Origin of the sequence: Cobetia sp. D5 (assembly GCF_035666195.1) — a bacterium.
Lineage (GTDB): Bacteria > Pseudomonadota > Gammaproteobacteria > Pseudomonadales > Halomonadaceae > Cobetia > Cobetia amphilecti.
Map to the genome: position 1 here is coordinate 3,468,736 of NZ_CP142020.1, position 19,131 is coordinate 3,487,866.

Annotated in this window: 14 protein-coding genes; 2 read left to right on the forward strand and 12 right to left on the reverse strand. The window is 63.3% G+C overall.

Going from position 1 to position 19,131, the window contains the following annotated elements:
• The first annotated feature begins 116 nt into the window (after positions 1-116).
• The gene (locus U0O11_RS14480; RefSeq protein WP_279836833.1) at positions 117-1,307 is read left to right on the forward strand and encodes an MFS transporter; all 1,191 of its coding nucleotides are present in this window, start codon (positions 117-119) and stop codon (positions 1,305-1,307) included.
• Between the two features lie 118 nt (positions 1,308-1,425).
• Here the strand turns inward: U0O11_RS14480 and astB are convergent, their stop codons facing one another.
• From astB to fabV, 7 genes are all read right to left on the reverse strand, one after another.
• On the reverse strand, positions 1,426-2,772 hold the full coding sequence (gene astB, locus U0O11_RS14485) for an N-succinylarginine dihydrolase (protein ID WP_279836835.1): 1,347 nt from the start codon (positions 2,770-2,772) through the stop codon (positions 1,426-1,428).
• A gap of 100 nt (positions 2,773-2,872) precedes the next feature.
• Positions 2,873-4,372, reverse strand: coding sequence for a succinylglutamate-semialdehyde dehydrogenase (gene astD / locus U0O11_RS14490; RefSeq protein ID WP_279836837.1), 1,500 nt, complete (start codon positions 4,370-4,372; stop codon positions 2,873-2,875).
• 152 nt (positions 4,373-4,524) lie between these two features.
• Positions 4,525-5,556 (reverse strand): arginine N-succinyltransferase, encoded by a 1,032-nt coding sequence (gene astA, locus U0O11_RS14495; protein WP_279836839.1) that lies wholly within the window; start codon positions 5,554-5,556, stop codon positions 4,525-4,527.
• On the reverse strand, positions 5,556-6,617 hold the full coding sequence (locus U0O11_RS14500; protein ID WP_279836849.1) for an arginine N-succinyltransferase: 1,062 nt from the start codon (positions 6,615-6,617) through the stop codon (positions 5,556-5,558). Before U0O11_RS14500 ends, astA begins: the two co-directional genes overlap by 1 nt.
• A 23-nt stretch (positions 6,618-6,640) precedes the next feature.
• The gene (locus U0O11_RS14505; protein ID WP_279836840.1) at positions 6,641-7,861 is read right to left on the reverse strand and encodes an aspartate aminotransferase family protein; all 1,221 of its coding nucleotides are present in this window, start codon (positions 7,859-7,861) and stop codon (positions 6,641-6,643) included.
• Between the two features lie 156 nt (positions 7,862-8,017).
• Positions 8,018-9,019: a GlxA family transcriptional regulator gene (locus U0O11_RS14510; protein ID WP_172978721.1), complete on the reverse strand. Its 1,002-nt coding sequence runs from the start codon at positions 9,017-9,019 to the stop codon at positions 8,018-8,020.
• 266 nt (positions 9,020-9,285) lie between these two features.
• On the reverse strand, positions 9,286-10,488 hold the full coding sequence (gene fabV / locus U0O11_RS14515; RefSeq protein ID WP_043334421.1) for an enoyl-ACP reductase FabV: 1,203 nt from the start codon (positions 10,486-10,488) through the stop codon (positions 9,286-9,288).
• A 350-nt stretch (positions 10,489-10,838) separates the two neighbouring features.
• Between fabV and U0O11_RS14520 the strand changes: the two genes are divergently transcribed.
• Positions 10,839-11,252, forward strand: coding sequence for a DUF7079 family protein (locus U0O11_RS14520; RefSeq protein WP_166020033.1), 414 nt, complete (start codon positions 10,839-10,841; stop codon positions 11,250-11,252).
• Between the two features lie 184 nt (positions 11,253-11,436).
• On the opposite strand, the gene U0O11_RS14525 is transcribed toward U0O11_RS14520, so the two are convergent.
• From U0O11_RS14525 to U0O11_RS14545, 5 genes are all read right to left on the reverse strand, one after another.
• Positions 11,437-12,105 (reverse strand): transglutaminase-like cysteine peptidase, encoded by a 669-nt coding sequence (locus tag U0O11_RS14525; protein ID WP_153636503.1) that lies wholly within the window; start codon positions 12,103-12,105, stop codon positions 11,437-11,439.
• A gap of 22 nt (positions 12,106-12,127) precedes the next feature.
• Positions 12,128-14,077, reverse strand: coding sequence for an EAL domain-containing protein (locus tag U0O11_RS14530; RefSeq protein WP_279836842.1), 1,950 nt, complete (start codon positions 14,075-14,077; stop codon positions 12,128-12,130).
• A 66-nt stretch (positions 14,078-14,143) separates the two neighbouring features.
• The gene (locus U0O11_RS14535; RefSeq protein ID WP_279836844.1) at positions 14,144-15,451 is read right to left on the reverse strand and encodes a TolC family outer membrane protein; all 1,308 of its coding nucleotides are present in this window, start codon (positions 15,449-15,451) and stop codon (positions 14,144-14,146) included.
• 33 nt (positions 15,452-15,484) lie between these two features.
• A complete protein-coding gene (locus U0O11_RS14540; RefSeq protein ID WP_153636505.1) occupies positions 15,485-16,867 on the reverse strand; it encodes an HlyD family type I secretion periplasmic adaptor subunit in 1,383 nt (460 codons plus the stop codon).
• Positions 16,860-19,034, reverse strand: coding sequence for a type I secretion system permease/ATPase (locus U0O11_RS14545; protein WP_279836845.1), 2,175 nt, complete (start codon positions 19,032-19,034; stop codon positions 16,860-16,862). Before U0O11_RS14545 ends, U0O11_RS14540 begins: the two co-directional genes overlap by 8 nt.
• Positions 19,035-19,131: the final 97 nt, after the last annotated feature.

Genomic DNA, 19,131 nt, shown 5'->3' on the forward strand with positions numbered 1-19,131 from the left:
GGATGCGCCCATCCATGAGAATAAAGTGGAATATAGAGACCAAGGTCTCAAGGTGATCTTCCGCCCACAGGCAGTGGAGTCCGCAGCACAATGGTAACGACAGGGGTGGGCCAGACATGCAACTGAACTGGAAGGCAGCGATCGCGTTGGCAGCGCTGATTCTCGCCATCAATACCGGCGCGCGGCAGGCCATGGGCTTCATGCTGCCACCGATGGCCAGCGAACTCACCTGGGGCATGGGGAGTCTGTCATTCGCGCTCGCCATCCAGAATCTGGTCTTCGGACTGGCCGCGCCCATCGCCAGCAAGCTGTCGGACCGCTTCGGCACGCTCAGCGTCTTCCTCGTCGGTAGCCTGTGCTATGCGGTCGGCATGGGCGTCACCGCCCTCTGGCCGACCCCGACGGTGTGGATGCTGGGCGCCGGCGTGCTGGCCGGCATCGGCATCGGTGCGACCACCTTCCCGCTGGTGCTGGCTGCCGTCACGCGCGTGGTCCCCCTCCAGCATCGTGGCATCGGGCTGGGCATCGCCTCGGCCGGCGGCTCCTTCGGACAGCTGATCTACTCGGTCGCGACCCCGATGCTGGTGCTGATCGACTGGAAGATCGCCATGCTGGCTCTCGGCGCCAGCTGTCTGCTGCTGATTCCCATGGCCCTGCCCTTGCTGCGTCGCCCGCCGGCCGGCAGTGAGGCACCAGCGGAGGATATCCCGAGCCAGGGCCCGCTGCTGCAGGACCGGCGCTTCTTGGCGCTCGCCGGCGGCTTCTTCGTCTGCGGCGTGCACGTCGCCTTCATCGCCACCCACCTGCCCAATTTCGTGGTCGCCTGTGGCCTGCCCCTGAACGTGGCCGGCAATACGCTGGCGATCATCGGCGCGCTCAATATCGCGGGTACCATCCTGTTCGGCGCCTGGGGCGGCCGCCGTCACCCGCCGCAGCTGTTGATGCTGATCTATCTGTGCCGCGCCGCGCTGGTGATGGCGATGGTGGTCATCCCACCCAGCAGCATGCTGCTCTACGCCTTCGGCGCGATCATGGGCATTCTGTGGCTGTCGACGGTGCCGCTGACCAGTCAGGCCGTCGCGCTCTACTTCGGCCAGAAGCGTCAGGCCTTCGTGTTCGGCATGGTGCTGGCCGCCCATCAGGTCGGTGCCTTCCTGGGGGCCTGGGGCGGTGGTGTGGTCTATCAGCTGACCGGCAGCTACGATCTGCTGTGGATCTCCAGCGGCATCTTCGGTCTGCTGGCCGCCATCGTGCATTGGCCGGTGCGCCGCGATCCCACGCGCGTGATCCAGCCACAACTGGCCTGAGTCGCATCACGGGATCCGCCGCTCACATCTCAGACTTCAGATCACCTATCCACAACGACACAGCCCCCACCGGCGAGACCGATGGGGGCTGTGTCGTTCAGGGCTTCAGCGGGGGCGATCAGCGCTGGAAGGCGTAGACATTGCCGACCTTCAGCAGCCGCGTCAGCTCATCCAGTGCCGACAGTGTCTCCTCGGCCAGCTGCGGATCGGCGAGGTCTGCCGGTGTCAGGCTGTCACGGTAGTGACGCTTGACCCAGTCACCCAGCTCGGCGTGCAGCGTATCGCTCATCATCACGCGTCCGGACAGCGCGGCGCGCTCGGCGTCGCTGAGCACCACGCGCAGACGCAGACAGGCCGGGCCACCGCCATTGCGCATGCTCTGCTTCACGTCCTTGACCAGTACTTCGCCGATCGGGTTAGGGCCGGCCAGAATCGCGTTCTGCAGTGCGTTCCATACCGCCTCGTTCTCCTGGCACTCACCCGGCACCACCAGCGTCATGCTGCCATCGTCGTTGGAGAGCAGCTGAGAATTGAACAGATAGGAGGAGACGGCATCCTCGAGGCTGACGGCTTCCAACGGCACGCGGATCGGGATCAGCGGCGTGGACAGCTTGGCGCGAATCTCGTCAAGCACCGCCTCTTCATCGCGGAAGGCCAGCTCGTGATAGAACAGCACCGGGCCATTGCCCACCGCGATCACATCGTTGTGGAAGACGCCGGCATCGATGGCGTCCGGGTGCTGCTGGGCGAACACCACCTGCTCTTCGCTCAGACCATGCTGACGCGCGACGGCCTGACTGGCTTCCAGCGTCTGGCGCGCCGGATAGCGACGCGGTTCGACGCCGTCACCGCCGAAGGCTTGGCGGCCATAGACGTAGAGGTGCACGCCCGGCCCGCCGTGGCCATCGCACAGCCGCGTATGGTTGGCGGCGCCCTCATCGGAGAAGGCCGGCGTCGCGGGCAGCGCGGGGTGATGCGCGAAGTGGCCATCGTCGGCGAAGATGGCGCCCAGGATGCGCCCGGTGGTCGCGGGCTCCAGGTAGCGGTGGAAGCTGGATTGCAGGTTGGCCGGCGTGAAATGCACGCGGCCATCACCGCTGTCGCGCGACGGCGTGACGGTGGCGGCGTTGGCCGTCCACATGCTGGAGGCGGAACACACCGCGCGCAGAAGCTGCGGTGCCTGCTCGCTGGCCGCCTTCAACACCTGGGCGTTGCTGCCGGTGAAGCCTAAATCACGCAGTGCGCCGAGGTCCGGGCGCTGCTGCGGCAGTAGAATCCCCTGTGCATAACCCAGATCCGCCAGCGACTTCATCTTGTCGAGGCCCTGCAGCGCGGCTTCGCGCGGGTTGGAGGCCAGGCCGCCGTGGCGCATCGAAGCCACGTTGCCATGCGCCAGGCCGGCGTAGTTGTGGGTCGGGCCGACCAGGCCATCGAAATTGATCTCTTGATACAGGGTGTCGGACATGAATGTCTCCTGCCACGACGCCTTGCCAGCTCAGCAAACAGGCACGGCGGGCGTCGTGGTCAACAATGGGTAAGCGGCAGCGGTGCCCGTACGGACGGCCTTACAGACGGATACCGGCCGGCAGGTTCGCGGGCAGCGCCAGCTCCTCGGCTTCCATCGAGGCGACCGGATAGCTGACATAGTCGGCGGCGTAATAGGCGCTGGGACGATGGTTGCCGCTGTCACCGATACCACCGAAGGGCGCATCGCCGGAGGCGCCGGTGGTCTGGCGGTTCCAGTTGACGATGCCCGCGCGAATGCGCAGCAGGAAGTCGTCCCAGTCAGCGCGATCGCCACCGATCAGCCCGGCCGAGAGGCCGTAGCGGGTGTCATTGGCCAGCGCGATGGCGTCGTCCCAATCGGCGTAGCGATGGATCTTGAGCAACGGACCGAAGAACTCCTCGTCCTCGAGCGCAAGGCCGGTGACATCGATCAGCGCCGGGCTGAGCAGACTGGTGCCCTCTTCCACCTGCTGCATGCGCACGATGACGTTGCCGCCCAGCGCTTCGAGATCGTCCTGCGCCTTGAGCAGCCCCTCGGCCGCGGCGACGCTTGCCAGGCCGCCATAGAAGGGGGCGTCCTGCGCGAACTGCCCCGCCACCCGCAGCTCACGCAGTGCCGTGGCCAGTGTCTCGATCAGACGATCGCCGACCTCGCCCTGCGGCACGATCAGGCGTCGCGCACAGGTACAGCGCTGACCGCCCGAGGCGAAGGCCGACTGGATGATCGCCAGCACCGCGGCGGCTTCATCCTGCACATCGCGCACCACCAGCGGGTTGTTGCCACCCAGCTCCAGCGCCAGCAGCTTGCCGACCTGACCGGCGAACTGACGGTGCAGCAGCTTGCCGACCTTGGCACTGCCGGTGAACAGCAGCCCATCGATGCCCTCGGACTGGGACAGGGCCTGGCCGACTTCCGCCGCGCCCTGCACCAGATTGATCACGCCGGCCGGCAGGCCCGCGGCCTCCCAGCACTGCAGGGTGAGATCGGCGGTGGCCGGGGTCAGCTCGGAGGGCTTGAACACGCAGGCATTGCCCGCCAGCAGCGCCGGTACCATGTGGCCATTGGGCAGATGCCCCGGGAAGTTGTAGGGGCCGAAGACAGCCATCACGCCGTGCGGACGGTGGCGCAGGACTGCCTGGGTGCCCGCGACATCCTTGGCGCGCTCGCCGGTACGCTCGTGATAGGCCTTCACCGAGATCGCGATCTTGCCGATCATCGCGCCGACCTCGGTGCGCGCCTCCCACAGCGGCTTGCCGGTTTCGCTGGCGATGCTGACCGCCAGCGCTTCGCGGTGCTGCTCCAGCTGATCGCGGAAGCGCTCCACCACCGCCAGACGCGCCTCGAAGCCCAGGCGCGCCCAGGCCGGGAATGCCTGACGCGCTGCCGCGACGGCCTGCTCGACCTGCTCGGCAGTGGCAGCGGCGCCCTGCCACAGACGTGCGTGGGAGACGGGGTCGGTCTTGGTGAAGGATGCGGCCTCACCCGCTTGCCACGCGCCGTCGATGAAGAGCTGTTGACGCACGTTGAGTGTGGCGGGAGTTGAATTCGTAGTGGTCATGGCATGCCTCATCGAAAGGGCGCGCCGCGCGAGCGACGCTGAACAAGGAGATCACGGGGCAGTTGGCGATCTGCCCCGCTGATGGCAAAAGGACGCAAGGCGGTATGCGCCTGCGAGATGGCGCGAAGAAGCGGATGCCCGTGGCGGACGCTTCAGCCGGCCAGCACGCGCAGCGTGTCACCGCCGGTGACGCCGAGGCGTTCGGCCTCATCACGGTGGAGGCGCACATGGCAGGCGCCGGAGTCATCCCGGGTGACGTCGTGGCTGATCCAGCTGGCACGGAAGTCGGCCATGCCGGTGGTGGCAGCCATCACGGCGGGACGCTCGCAGGCCGGGGCATCAGACGCGATGACCTCGACACTCGCCAGCTGACTGTCACGCACGGCGCGCACATCATCGATATAGGCCTCGACCGTCGGGCCGCCATCGAAGATGTCGACGTAGCCCTCCCAGCGCAGCCCTTCCTTCTTGAGCATCGCCACCGCCGGTCGGGTGTGCTCATGCACCTGCCCGATGGCGGCCCGCGCGGGCTCGGAGAGAAACGGCGTATAGATCGGGAACTTGGGCATCAGCTCGCCGATGAAGCTCTTCTGGCCCATGCCGGTGAGGCGGTCGGCCTCATTGAAGTCCATCGGGAAGAAGTGGCTGCCCAGACACTCCCAGAACGGGCTGCGCCCTTCGGGCGTGAAGACACCGCGCATCTCGGCCAGCACCTTGTCGGGGAAGGCCGCGCGGAACTGGGCCATGAACAGCCAGCGCACCTTGGAGAGCAGCGCGCCGTTGCGGTCCTTGCGCCAGTCCTCACGCAGGAACAGCGAGCAGACCTCGGCATCACCGGTGTGATCGGAGCACAGCGTCAGCGTATCCAGGGTGCGATGCAGATCGAGCTGCACCGAGGAGTGCGCCAGCGAACCGAGGCGATAGTGATAGAACGGCGCATCGGTGCCCACGCAGGCCTCGATGGCACAGCAGCCCGCGATGCTGCCATCGCGATCATCCTCGAGCACGAAGAAGTACAGGCGATCATCACTGGGTTCGCGGCCCTCGAAGGCGGCCAGAGTGCGCTCTATCTTGGCGCTGAGAAACTCATGATTGTCCGGCAGCGAGGTGAAGCCGACACCGGTTTCCCGCGCCAGTACCTTGAGGCCTTCGATATCGTGTCGAGCGATAGGACGAATGCGCATTACAACTCTCCCTCATCCATCGCCGGCAATGGCATCGGCACGGCAAGTACCGCACGCCCCTCTTCCACGCCCAGCACCTCGGCCTGCTGCGGCGTCAGCATCAGCTGGCCGGTCGGCGTCAGGGCGTAGCGCGCCAGCACGCAGCGGAAATCGCCGAGACGCTGGTTGGCCACCATCGCCGGCACCGCATCCGGCAGGCTTTCCTGCGGGCGGATACGCACCGGATGCCAACCGCACTGCTTGAAGGTATGCAGACGCTCGCACTCCGCCAGCAGCAAGGGGCCGGCATCGAAGATGTCGACATGACGCGAGCGCGAGAAGCCCTCGGCGAGCATCTCCTGCATGGCGTACTCATGGCGCGGATTCTCACGCCCGATGGCGGCACGTGCCTGGGGGGTGAGCAGCGGCAGATAGAGCGGGAACGGCGGCATGACCTCGGCGATGAAGCTCTTGGAGCGCACCCCTGCCATCTGATTGATTTCGTTGAAATCACGATCAAAGAAGTGCTGGCCGACGCTGTCCCAGAACGGACTGACCTGGCGCTCGTCGCGTGTTTCCAGATAGCCCGGGAAGGCCACCGCCAGTTCGGTGGCGAAGCGTTCCGGGTACTGGGCGATGAACATCAGGCGTGCGCGGCGCAGCAGGCTGTCCGCATCCGTCTCGCGGTAGCGGGCATCCAGCGACAGCGCGCACAGCAGCGTGGCATCCGACACCTCATGCGACAGCGACAGCGTCTGCACTTCGTGGCGCACGTTGAGCTGCTGCGAGGCGTGGATCAGCGTTTCCTGACGATAGGTGTAGTAGGCCTCCCGCGCGCCAGCCTCGGCGCGCAGAGAGGCGGTACCGACCACTTCGCCGGTGTCGAGATCTTCCAGCACGAAGCAGTAGATCTCGTCGCCCGGGAAGTCGATCTCGGCTCGCAGGCTGCGCTGGGAGCGCAGAATGCGCTCCTCGAGGCGGTCACGATGTGCCGGCAGATTGGTCAGGCGAGGCGTGGCCGTGGCCGCGAGCCGCTCGAGGGCGAGCAGATCGCGGCTTTCGGCAGGCCGCACCACCAGCATCGGGGCACTGCTCATGGCGCTGCTCATGCAGATGCAGAGGCGGCGACGAAGTTCGCCACGGCGCGGTCGAGCTTGTCGAGACCGCTCTGGATCTCCTCTTCGCTGATCACCAGCGACGGTGCCAGACGCAGCACGTCAGGACCGGCGATCAGCACCATCAGGCCTTCTTCCATCGCCAGGTTGAGAATGTCCTTGGCACGCCCCGCGTAGTCCGGTGCCATCTGGGCACCGATCAACAGGCCCATGCCACGTACTTCCTTGAAGACACCGTGACGCTTGGCGATGCCTTCCAGGCCGTTGCGCAGCAGCTGGTGGCGGTGCGCGACACCGTCGAGGGTTTCCGGGGTATCGATGGTCTCGAGCGCCGCCAGACCCACGGCACACGCCAGCGGGTTGCCGCCGTAGGTGGAACCGTGAGTGCCGATGGCCATGGCCGGTGCGATGCGATCGGTGGTCAGCATGGCGCCCAGCGGGAAGCCGCCGCCGATGCCCTTGGCGGTGGTCAGGATGTCCGGTACCACACCGAAGTGCTGGTAGGCGTACAGGTGGCCGGTACGCCCGGCACCGCTCTGGACTTCATCGAAGATCAGCAGCGCATCGTGCTCGTCACACAGCTCACGCAGTCCTTCGAGGAATGCCTGCTCGCCCGGGATGATGCCGCCCTCGCCCTGCAGCGGCTCGACGATGATCGCGCAGGTGTCATCGTCCATCAGCTCGCGCACGGAGTCGAGATTGTTGAATTCGGCGTGCTGGATACCGCCCGGAATCGGCCCGAAGCCCTGGGAATACTTGGGCTGGCCACCGACGCTGACGGTGAAGAAGGTGCGGCCATGGAAGGACTGACGGAAGGAGATGATCTTGTCCTTCTTCTCGCCATGGGTGTCGTGGGCGAAACGACGCGCCAGCTTGAGCGCGGCCTCGTTGGCCTCACCACCGGAGGAGCAGAAGTAGACCTTGTCGGCGAAGGTGCGCTCGGTCAGCGCCTTGGCCAGCGCCAGTGCCGGCTCGTTGGTATAGACGTTGGACAGGTGCCAGACCCTGTCGGCCTGGTCCTTGAGCGCCTTGACCAGCGCCGGGTGGCAGTGACCCAGCGAGGTGACAGCGATGCCACCGGCGAAGTCGATGTACTCGCGACCTTCCTGATCCCACAGACGGCTACCCTCGCCGCGTACCGGAATGGCAGCCTGGGGTGCGTAGTTGGGCACCATGGCATGGTCGAAATCGGCACGGGTCAGCTGGGTCATCGTCTCTTCCTCATCGCGGGGTCTTGGCATGGCCGGCCGATGATCGGCAAGCCACGGGTCATGACACTCGAGTATAGGGAGGCGAGATGACAAAGACTTTCAGCGAAAGGACGACGACTTATGTCAGGAGGCGACTTTTGTCATTCAGGGAAGGTGTCAGGCCTGCAGCATGAGACGTTCGTCGCGGGGACTGCGCCCGAAATGGTTGCGAAACGCCGTGGAGAAGTGAGCGGCGCTGGAAAAGCCGGTGGCCAGCGCGATCTCGCCGATCGGCTGATCGCTCTCGCGCAGCAGCTGGCGCGAGCGCGCCAGACGCAGATCCAGATAGTAGCGGCTGGGCACCGCCTGCAGATGCTTCTTGAACAGCCGCTCCAGCTGACGCCGCGAGATGCCGAGGTGCTCGCCGATCTCGTGGGTGGACAGCGGCTCCTCGATATTGGCCTCCATCAGCGTCACGGCCTCCACCAGCGGCTGGGGCGCATGGGCGAAACGGTTCTTGAGCGGCACGTGCTGAGGCTCGTCCGCTAGCCGGATGCGCTCGCAGACGAAGTGCTCGGAGACCTTCTCGGCCAGCGCGCGGCCATGCTGCTGGGCGATCAGCGTCATCATCATGTCCATCGCCGCGGTACCACCGCCGCAGGTGACACGATCGCGGTCCAGCTCATAAAGCTGATGGGAGACGTTGACCTGCGGGAAGTCGCGGCGGAAGGATTCGGCGCGCTGCCAGTGGATCGTCGCACGATAGCCATCGAGTAACCCGGCGCGAGCCAGCTCACGGGTGCCGGTGGAGATGCCGCCCAGCATCACGCCACGCTCGGCCAGTCGCTTGAGCCAGGCCAGCAGCGCGGGATTCGAGGCCACCTCCTGCAGGCTCGCCTCGCCTGCCGGCTGAGCACCGCACACGAACAGGGCATCCAGATGGCGCGAATCACTGGCGACCAGACTGTCCGGCGAGAGGCTCAAGCCCGCCGCGGACGCCACACCACGCCCGTCAAGCGCGAAGGTGACGGCCCGATAGAGTGTCTGCCCCGCGAGCTGATTGGCCACCTGCAGCGGCTCCAGCGCACAGGCCTGGGACAACAACGAGAAGCCGGGCAGCAGCACGAAGCCTATCTGGCGCTGCTGGGCCTGGGGGGAAACCAGTGAATCCACGGGCATGAGTGTGAGTCGAGGTCCGTCGCGTGAGGGTGGCGCCATATTGTGCCATGCCTCTGGCACTTGTGCCTGGCCCTCACTGGCATGACGCTCGAGATGAGCCCCCCAAACGCGACGACGCCACCCCGAAGGATGCCGTCATCAGTGCTCAACGTGCAGTGCTCAACATGCAGTGCTCAGCGGGCAGCGCTCAGGTCTCAGTGGGCAGCGCTCAGCGAGCTACCAAGACCTCTGCGCTTATGCCGAGGCGCGCTTATATTGAGGCGCTCTTACATCTGAACGACATCGAACTCGACATCGGTGGCGACATCGGCATCGTAGTCGACGTCGTCACGGGTGAAGCCGAACAGCTTCAAGAATTCCTGCTTGTAGCTGGCGTAGTCAGTAATGTCGAACAGGTTGTCGCTGGTGACCTGCGGCCACAGTTCCTGACAGGCCTGCTGGACGTCGTCCTTCAGCTCCCAGTCGTCGAGACGCAGACGGCCGGACTCGTCGGTGGCGATCTCGCCTTCGCCATAGAAGCGCTCGGCGTAGAAGCGGTTGAGCTGCTCGATGGTGCCTTCGTGCAGGCCCTTCTCCTTCATGATCTTGTAGACCATGGAGATGTAGAGCGGCATGACCGGGATCGCGGCGCTGGCCTGGGTGACCACGGACTTGAGCACGGCCACGTGAGCACGACCGCCCTTGGCGGACAGCTTCTCGTGGATGCTGCCGGCGGCGCGGTCCAGATCTTCCTTGGCGCGACCCAGCGCACCGTGCCAGTAGATCGGCCAGGTGATCTCGGTACCGATGTAGCTGAAGGCGACGGAGCGGGCGCCCTCAGCCAGCACGCCGGCGTCGTCCAGCGCCTGCATCCACAGCTCCCAATCCTGACCACCCATCACGGTGACGGTATCTTCGATTTCCTGCTCGGTGGCCGGCTCGACCTCCGCTTCGATGATGGTGTCCTTGTTGGTGTCGATGGCAGTCGCGCGGTAGGTCTCGCCGATCGGCTTGAGCACGGAGCGCTTCACTTCACCGCTGTCCGGCAGCTTGCGCACCGGAGAGGCCAGCGAGTAGACGACGAGGTCGACTTCGCCCATGTTGGCCTTGATCAGTTCGATGGCCTTGGCGCGTGTCTCATGCGAGAAGGCATCGCCGTTGATGGCCTGGCTGTAGAGGCCTTCCTGCTTGGCGAACTTGTCGAAGGCGGCAGAGTTGTACCAGCCTGCGGTGCCGGCCTTCTTCTCGGTGCCCGGCTTCTCGAAGAACACGCCCAGGGTATCGGCGCCATAGCCGAAGGCTGCCGTGATGCGTGCCGCGAGGCCATAGCCGCTGGAAGAACCGATCACCAGCACCTTCTTCGGACCACCGTCACGCTTGTCACCGACTGTCTTGCGGGTGATGGCGATCTGCTCGGCGACATTCTGCTCGCAGCCCTTGGGATGTGTGGTGGTGCAGATGAAGCCACGAACCTTGGGTTTGATGATCACGTAAAGAACCTCGTTTGCTGTTGGCCCGGCGTGTACCCGCCGATGCGATACTCGCTTCACCCTGACAGCAGGCAATGGCCGTCCTTGGGTGGTGAAGCGTATCGTGAAATAGGGCGTTCGAATCCCGTAAAGCAGGCTCAGTGCCAGCTCATGGGCGCTATTCTAGCGGCTGTCGGCGACGCTGTCCGCCCTGCCGTCATGATCCGCCATCTGCCTGCATATCACTGGAGCCAGCCGCGGCGGCTGCCGTATCATGTAGGCCTTTTCACGTACTGCCATTCCACTGCCGTCCTGCATTCGCCGCTGGTTGCCAGCCGCACTGTCCGACAGGCTCTGCCCAGGATGTTTTCATGAACGATCAGAACGCTCACCTCGCCCCCGATGTGGCCGCCCTGCTCGAGCGCCGACAGGACATCTGGCTGGCGCTGTCTCCACTGTGGCTGGAGCGCGACCCACGTGAAGCCGAGTATCAGCACATGGCAGAAGTTGTCGAAGCCCAGGGGCTGAGCTTCCAGGAACTGGAAAAGCTCTATCGGCTGGAGATGGCGCCGGTACTGGTGCGAGAGCAGGTCAGCATGACGCCCAACTTCAAGGGCTTCGATGACAGCCAACTGCTGTCACGCCTGCTGCAGCATACGCATCGTCTGACACGTGGCCGGCGCATGTTCTGGCTACTGTTTTCGGGGCTGGCCACGATGCCGAGCCGCCATCGCTACGGCAACCTGCTCGAGATCCTGCACCTGCGCGGCAATACGCCCCGCTAATACGCGCCCCGCAATCTGCACGGTAAAGCTCGCAAGGGCTCTGGCCAGCAACGCCCGAATGGCAAGACACCCCGCGACCGGAAGGTCACGGGGTGTCTTGTCGTGCTGTAGTGCTTAATAGTGCTTAATAGTGCTTAGAGCAGAGCTCAACCGCCATTCCTCGAGGGGGCTTTCGTCGCCAGGCTCATGGCCGTTTGTGGCGCGGCACTCTCAGCACCCCTTGTGCACGGCGCTTCTGCCAATCAGACAGACTTGAAAGGCCTCGGCTATCGCTGATGCGCTTGCCCCCTTCCAGACGTTTGCTCATCCACAGCGCACTGCCATTGAAACTGTAGATAGGCAGCAGGTCCGTGCGCTCACTGGCCGGCAGGATGGAACTGTTCAGGTTGTCCAGTACATCAGGATTGCGCGTATTGGCGCCCTGATAGGTCACGACCATGTGGAACTGGTTGAGGCTGAGCGCCTTGACGTAGTGCAGACGCAGGCGGTCTTCCGGTACGCCAAGCTCGCGCAGGGTCAGGTACTTGGCCATGGCGAAGTCGTCGCAATCACCGGCCCCTGCCCCCAGAAACTCCTGCGGCGTCGCCCAGTAATCGGTCGCTCCCCAGACGCTGAGGTCATCGGTGAAGTTGAGACGATTGAAGAAATCGTTCACTTCGCTCAACTGACGCCTGACCGGCGCGCCCTCCAGACGCTGCAACAGTTGCTGCCATTGCTGCACACGATTCCAGCCACCGGTCCCGTAGATCTGGATGAACTGGCGGGAATCCACCGCCTGTGCCAGACCCGCACCGAGCGACAACGCCAGCAGCACCCCGACCGCAAGACCCTCCCACCAGCGGCGATGATTCATGTCGAGGCACCCTGAATGTCACTTAGCGAGGCATATCTTCTGCTGGATTGGCGAGCCTTGCCATGACATCGACTGCCGGTGACACGAAGCCCTGATAGCCATCTGCGCCCAGCGACATCGCCCGCTCCTGATCCGCCTCGGACTCGACGCGGGTCACGATGACCTGCGACTCGACCTGATGCGCCGTCATGCACAGACTCTGCAACAGCTCGGTGTCGACGTCTTCGCGCTTGAAGAACGCCTGGTCGATCTTGACGTAATCAGGCCGCAGCGCCGACAGGTAGCTGAGCTCCTTCAGCTCTCGGGCGAAGCGGTCGATGCCGCCCCGCGCCCCCAGACGACGAGCATGTCGGAACAGCATCTTGATGCGCTCCTGATGCCTGAGGGCGATGCTTTCGGACACCTCGATATCCAGACGCTTGCACAGGCGCGGATGCGCCGCCAACCAGTTGAGCAGACCAATATAACTGGCTTCATCGTCGAAGGTTTCTTCGGTCAGATTGAGCGCCAGTCTGGGCACTTCAATCCTGTCGATATAGGACGCCAGCCACTCCAGAGCGCGCAGATCGAACTGCGCCCCCATGCGGAAATGGCGAATCACGGGCAGGAAATCACCCGCACGATGCAGTTCATCACCATCGCGCAGACGGGCAAACAGCTCGCAGTGGAGCTCGCCACCATCATTGAGCAACACCGGCTGAGCGACGAAATCGAGCCCCTTGGGGGAATCCAGAGCCTTTTCGATGATCTCGCGCCACTCGCCTCGCGGACGCGCACGGCCACCCGCAGGGGCCAGTTCCACGCCCGACCCTTGCTCGATGGCCTGACGAAGCGTGGCATCTGCAACGGCATACATCTGGGTACGCTGCATGCCCGGCTCACGCCGAACGGCGCCAAGGGCACAGTTCTCCGGTGGAGTATCCACCAGCGGATTGGCATCCAGCAGGTTGTCGATGTCCTCCGCCAATAGCGTGAGAAACTCCTGAAGCCGAGCCTCGTCGGTTTCCGGCAGCAACAGGCCGAAATCACTATTGGCCAGACGCGCGGCGATGATCGCCTCACCCGCCAGTTCGCGATCTTCCAGCTTGCGCGCGATGGCTTTCACCAGGGCGTCACGCCCCTTGTAGCCCTGCTCGCGATACACTACCTCGATATGCGACACGCGCAGCAGCGCGAAGCTGCCCCCCATCGGCTCGCTCAGCCACTCATCGACCGCTCGGTTCAAATAGCCACGGTTGCCAAGCCCCGATACCGAGTCTTCTTCCGCCTGGCGCTGCAGACGCGCCAACTGCGCGGCCTGAGCCTCGAACTGGGTCTGCAGGCGCTGCCCCAGACGATTGACCGCCGAGGTGATGCCCTTGAGCTCCGCCACGCTGGTCTCTTCCAGCGGCGCGTCGAAGCGCTGCGTCTCCATCTCATTGAGGCGAGACGAGAGACGCTCCAGCGGGCGCAGCAGACGACGCATGACCAATGAGGCAATCAGCAGCGTGATCAGACCGCCCAGCAACAGCCACAGCGCCAGACGCTTGGCCAGCTGCCAGAGCTGGTCATAGCCCTGGGCAGATTCGCCGGTCAGGCTGATCGTGCCCAGCGACGCCCAGCCACCCGGCAGCTCGCGGCTCGCCGATTCCACCGGCATGGGAATCAAGTCACGAAACCACTGCGGTGCCAGACTCTCGCGCACGACATTGAAAGCGATGGGTGTCGCGATGGCCACGCTCTCCAGCCTGACATCGCGCACATGACCACCATCCACCGTGGCACGTATCAGGGCTTCGGCACTGGCGGCATCGCCAAGCTCTACATGTGGCACCAGCGCGAGACTCAAACTCTGGGCGAGATTCGAGAGTTCGACGCGTTGTCGTTCGGCCAGTGCATCACGGGTGTTGTTGACCTGGATGAAGAAGATACCGAGGGAGAACCCCAACAATACCAGCAACATCAAGGTAAACAGGCGGCGCGAAAGACTCATCTGATTTCCTCATCAACCATCAGCATGGCAACGGCGCCCCCAGGGTGCGGGAGCGCCGTGGGTGGCTTAGCCCTGTTGTTGGACGGGGACGGCAACACTCATGGAATCCAGCAGAGCGCCGGTCGCCGACAGCAGGCGATAGTTGGCGGTTTCCAGATCAAAACGGGCACGAATCAGGTTCTGTTGAGAGGTGAACAACTCACTCTCGCTATCCAGAAGGTCCAGCAATGTGCGGCGCCCGATATCGAATTGCTTGCGATAACTCTCGCGGGTATCGGTCGCGGCACGCACATAACTTTCCAGGTAATCGATCTGACGCTTGAGGTTCTCGCGGGCATTCCATGCCAGACGAATCTCGTCACGCACATCGCGCATCACGCGATCATTGTCGTGCTCGACCGCTTCCAGCGCTGCCTGACGACCGCGGATCTCGGATTGATCACGGCCGCCACGATACAGGTTGTAGCGCATGACCAGTTCGACGCTCCAGTCGTCTGACTTGCTCTTGTCCTGGTCATAATCATTGTCCAGCGTGCGATTGCCCTCGAGACTGAACTCGGGGTAGTTATCGCCCTTCTCGGCGTTCACTTCATGGCGTGCAGCGTCAATGGAGACCCGCGCTGCCGCCAACAGCGGGTTGCGCTGATTGGCCTGCACGTAGGCGCTCTCGACATCCTCGCTGAGCAGGCTGGTGTCGATGCCCGGCATGCTGAGATCCGACGGCATCTCACCCACCAGTCGCAGATAGGCAGAGCGGGAATCCTCGAGATTGTTGATCGATGACAGCACGCTGGCTTCGGCATTGGCCAGACGTCCATCCACCTGACGCACGTCACTGCGCGCACCAAGGCCGGATTCCGCACGCCGCCCGATATCATTCGAGATACGACGGTGAGCCTCGAGATTGGCTTGTGCATACTTGAGAATCAGCTCATCACGCATGACCTGCAGATAGGCACCGGCCGTATCCAGCGCGATGTCATTGGCCTCGGCCGCAACCTGCAGGCGCTGGTAGTCCGCCTCTGTCTCGGCCTGGCGAATGCGCTCGATTGTCGTGTTGCCGTCCCAGAGCAGCTGACGGATGGTCAGATCAAGGCGCGTGTAATCGTGCCAGTCGTCATCGTCATTGACGCCGTCATCTTCCGAGTCGAACTTGCCATAGCCCAGACGACCGGTCAGATCCACTGTCGGGCGATACGCCCCGCGCTGGGTTTCCGCTTCTTCGAGTCGCTGGATGTGACGTGAAACCTGAACGCGCGTGCGCGGGTTTTCCATTACCGCTCGGGATACGGCCTCTTCAAGAGTCGCAGCCGAAGCCTGAACGCCAAACCCCATCCCTGCGGCGATGCTCAACGCCAAGAGTGTCTTTTTCATTATGAGTTACCCTCGAATCCATCAAATCCTTGATCAACGTTCACGCAAGGCACCTTGCCTGGCGCGCAGAATCGGCTTCATCAGATATTGCAGTACGGTCTGATTGCCAGTGATCACATCGACACTGGCCTGCATGCCCGGGATGATCGTGAGCGGATCCGAGTCACTTCCAAGGTGGTTCTGCTCCGTCAGCACCTTGATCTCGTAGAAACTGTTGCCTTCTTCATCCTGCACAGTATCCGCACTGATCTGATCGACCTTGCCTTCCAATCCACCGTAGATGGTGAAATCGTAGGCAGATAACTTGACGACGGCCGGCTGTCCGATTCTCAGAAAGCCGATGTCCTTGGGAGCGACTCGCGCCTGAACCAGCAGCTGATCCTCGATGGGAACAATCTCCATCAGGTCTTCCCCGGGCTCGATGACGCCGCCTATGGTATTGATATTCAGCGTCTTGATGGCGCCCTGAACCGGAGAGGTCACCAAAGTACGATCGAGTCGGTCCTGAAGACTGGTGCGCCCCTCACGCAAGCGACCCAGATCCGCCTGGGTCTTGGCGAGCTCTTCCGCGGCACGTGAGCGGAATTCCTGCGCGACGCCGACCCGATTCGAGATGGCCTCATCCAGCTCCGATTGCTTGCCCGGCACGGCCAGACGCGCCGACTCAAGATCACCCCGCAGGTCGTTGACCTCACGCTGGATCTTGAGAAGGTCCACCTGAGAGACCACGCCTTCACGCACCAGCGGGGCCGTCATGCCGAGCTCGCGACGTGACAGTTGATAGCTGCGCTCGAGACTGTTGATGCGCGATCTCAACTCACGCAACTCCTGCTCCTTCTGCAGAATCTGTTCACGCGCGCCATTGAGGCCACTGTTGAGCTGATTCAGATGCGTGCGATATGCCGTCATCGCACGCGACACCAGAGCGGGACTGCGTGCCTTGAATTCTTCGTCGAAGGGCAACTCGATATTCTTCACGCTCACCTGATCCTTCCAGGCATCCGCGGAGGCGTTGACCTCGATGGAATCAAGCTCGGTGTCGTACTGCATGATGGTGGCCTGCAGGCCATCGAGGGTCGAGACACGCTCGCGCAGATCGGAACCTGCACTGGTGTCATCGATGCGCAGCAGTGGCTCCCCCGCCGAGACGACCTGACCTTCCTTGATATAGATCTCGCGCACGATACCACCTTCCAGGTTCTGGACGACCTGAAGATGCGTCGAGGGCACGACCTTGCCGGAGCCGCGCGTGACGACCTCCAGACTCGCCTGGCTAGCCCAGATGATGAAGATGACCACGAATGCGAGCACCATCCAGATCAGGATGCGCGACTTCCAGGGAGTCGCCAGCAACACGGCCGAACTGACATCATCGAGATGGTGAAGGTCACGCTGCTCAATCGGTGCCTTAGCCACGATTCACCTCCTGCTTGCGTCCGGCGACACGGCCTTCATTCAGGGCGCTCAGCACCTGCTGCTTGGGCCCATCGGCGACGATGCGCCCTCCTTCCATGACGATGACGCGGTCTACCACGTCGAGCATGCTGCTCTTGTGGGTGACCAGCAGCAGCGTCTGGCTGCGTGGCAGGGACTTGAGCATTCTGCGCAGGCGCAGCTCGGCGCGGTTATCCATGTGCGAGCCGGGCTCATCGAGCAGCAAGAGCGGGGGACGCATCAAGAGTGCGCGTGCCAGCAAGACCGTCTGACGCTGACCGCTGGAGAGCATGCGCCCACCCTCACCCACCTGACGGTCCAGTCCTTCAGGGTGATGACGAGTGAATTCGGTCACACCGGAGGCATCAGCCGCGAGGTCGACCTGTACATCACTGGCGTGTGGTTGGCCGAGGGTGATGTTGTCGCGAATGGAGCCGAAGAACAGTGAACTGTCTTGGCCCGCGTGGCCGATATGCCGGCGTACGTCGGCGGGATGCAGCTGATTGAGATCCAGCCCATCGATTCGAACGCTGCCCGCCGTGGCGCGATACAGGCCAGAGACAAGACGCTGCAAGGTACTCTTGCCAGCACCGATACGCCCGATGATCGCGATCCTCTCACCTGGATTGATGGTCAGTGAGATATCCGACACGGCAGGCGGCGTATTCGGCGCATAGGCAAAGCCGACGCGGTCGAATTCGATGCGCATCTGCAGGTGCTCGCGGTGAACGTAACGACGATCTTCCGACTCTTCCGGCAATGCCATGATCTGCTCAAGCGCACTCATGGCACTGCGAGTCTGGCCGATGCGCGTGATCAGCAACGCCAACTGCCCCAGCGGCTGCAGCGCACGCCCGGACAGCATGACCGCGGCGATCAAGCCACCGACAGACAGGCGTGCATCCGCGATCAGATAGACCCCGAACACGACCAGCGCCACCGTGGTGGCCTGTGTCAGCGACATGCTCAGCGAGCTGACAGAGGTCGTCAGGTTGCGGCTTTTCACCCCCCAATGCGCGATCTGCCCGACGGCGCGTTCATATCGACGCTGGGTTTCGCCCTGAGCATTGGCCAGCTTGAGACTCTCGAGGCCGGAGACCGCTTCGACGAGGCGCGCATTGCGCTCCGTCGCCAGGCGCGACCCCTGCTCGATACTGCTGCGCAGCGATTTCTGGATCGCCAGACTGTAAACGAGCAGGATCACGAGCGCGGCGAAGGGCACCAGAACCAATGGCCCCGCCACGATCCAGATCACCAGCAGGAACAGCAGGGCAAACGGCAGATCGACCAGGGTGGTCAGGGTCGCGGAGGTGAAGAACTCGCGGATCGAATCAAACTCCTGCAGGTGCTTCACATAGCCACCGACAGAGCCGGGACGCGCTTCCATCCGCAGATTCATGGTCTTGGAGAAGAGCTTCGAGGTCAGCAACACCTCGGACTTCTTGCCGGCCGTGTCCATGAAGTAGGCGCGTGTCTGGCGCATCACGAAGTCGAACACCATGATGATCGCCATGCCCGTCGCCAAGACCCACAGCGTGTTGAAGGCCAGATTGGGCACGACCTTGTCATAGGCGTTCATCACGAACAGTGGCGATGCCACGGCAAACAGGTTGATCAATATCGACGCCAGAATCACATCACGGTAGATCGGCCGCGACAGCTTCAGCGTTGACCAGAACCAATGGCCATCGCTCTGCTTGAGCGTTTCCGGTGCGCGTTCATCAAAGCGGTGCTCCTGCTTGAGATAGACGACACGCCCATCATGACGCTCAGCCAGTGACTCGATGTCGACCAGCTCATCACCCTCGGCCTCAGGCTGATGAATCCTGGCCTTGCCTGCGTCGTTGTCGACCTCCAGCAAGACGACAGCACGCTCTTCCTTGAGTATGAGAATGCACGGCATCAGCATGTCGCTGATGGCCGTGATCTGCTGGTTGACCAGTTTGGCACTCAGATTGGCACGTGCCGCGGCACGACTGACAAGCGCCAGGGGAAGACGGCCTTCCTCCATGGGAAGACCATCGACCAGCACTGCTGCAGATCTGGGATTACCGTGGTAACGCGCCATGAAGACCAGCGCATTGAGAAGGGGGTCGCCCTCCCTCTCGCCAACGGGCTCCGGTCTTAATGGCGTGGGTTGATCGCTCAACCTGTCCTCCTTAGTAGGGCACTTCGCAGATGTCTCTACGGCAAAGTCTAATACAGCAAGGGGAGACAGCCTAAGCCATCTCCCCTATCACATCGGT

Excerpts from the sequence above, each read along its gene's own strand:
- U0O11_RS14530 (WP_279836842.1), bottom strand. The coding sequence starts at position 14,077 with ATGAGTCTTTCGCGCCGCCTGTTTACCTTGATGTTGCTGGTATTGTTG.
- U0O11_RS14525 (WP_153636503.1), bottom strand. The coding sequence starts at position 12,105 with ATGAATCATCGCCGCTGGTGGGAGGGTCTTGCGGTCGGGGTGCTGCTG.
- U0O11_RS14520 (WP_166020033.1), top strand. The coding sequence starts at position 10,839 with ATGAACGATCAGAACGCTCACCTCGCCCCCGATGTGGCCGCCCTGCTC.
- U0O11_RS14480 (WP_279836833.1), top strand. The coding sequence starts at position 117 with ATGCAACTGAACTGGAAGGCAGCGATCGCGTTGGCAGCGCTGATTCTC.
- U0O11_RS14535 (WP_279836844.1), bottom strand. The coding sequence starts at position 15,451 with ATGAAAAAGACACTCTTGGCGTTGAGCATCGCCGCAGGGATGGGGTTT.
- U0O11_RS14505 (WP_279836840.1), bottom strand. The coding sequence starts at position 7,861 with ATGACCCAGCTGACCCGTGCCGATTTCGACCATGCCATGGTGCCCAAC.
- U0O11_RS14510 (WP_172978721.1), bottom strand. The coding sequence starts at position 9,019 with ATGCCCGTGGATTCACTGGTTTCCCCCCAGGCCCAGCAGCGCCAGATA.
- astD (WP_279836837.1), bottom strand. The coding sequence starts at position 4,372 with ATGACCACTACGAATTCAACTCCCGCCACACTCAACGTGCGTCAACAG.
- astA (WP_279836839.1), bottom strand. The coding sequence starts at position 5,556 with ATGCGCATTCGTCCTATCGCTCGACACGATATCGAAGGCCTCAAGGTA.
- U0O11_RS14500 (WP_279836849.1), bottom strand. The coding sequence starts at position 6,617 with ATGCTGGTGGTGCGGCCTGCCGAAAGCCGCGATCTGCTCGCCCTCGAG.
- astB (WP_279836835.1), bottom strand. The coding sequence starts at position 2,772 with ATGTCCGACACCCTGTATCAAGAGATCAATTTCGATGGCCTGGTCGGC.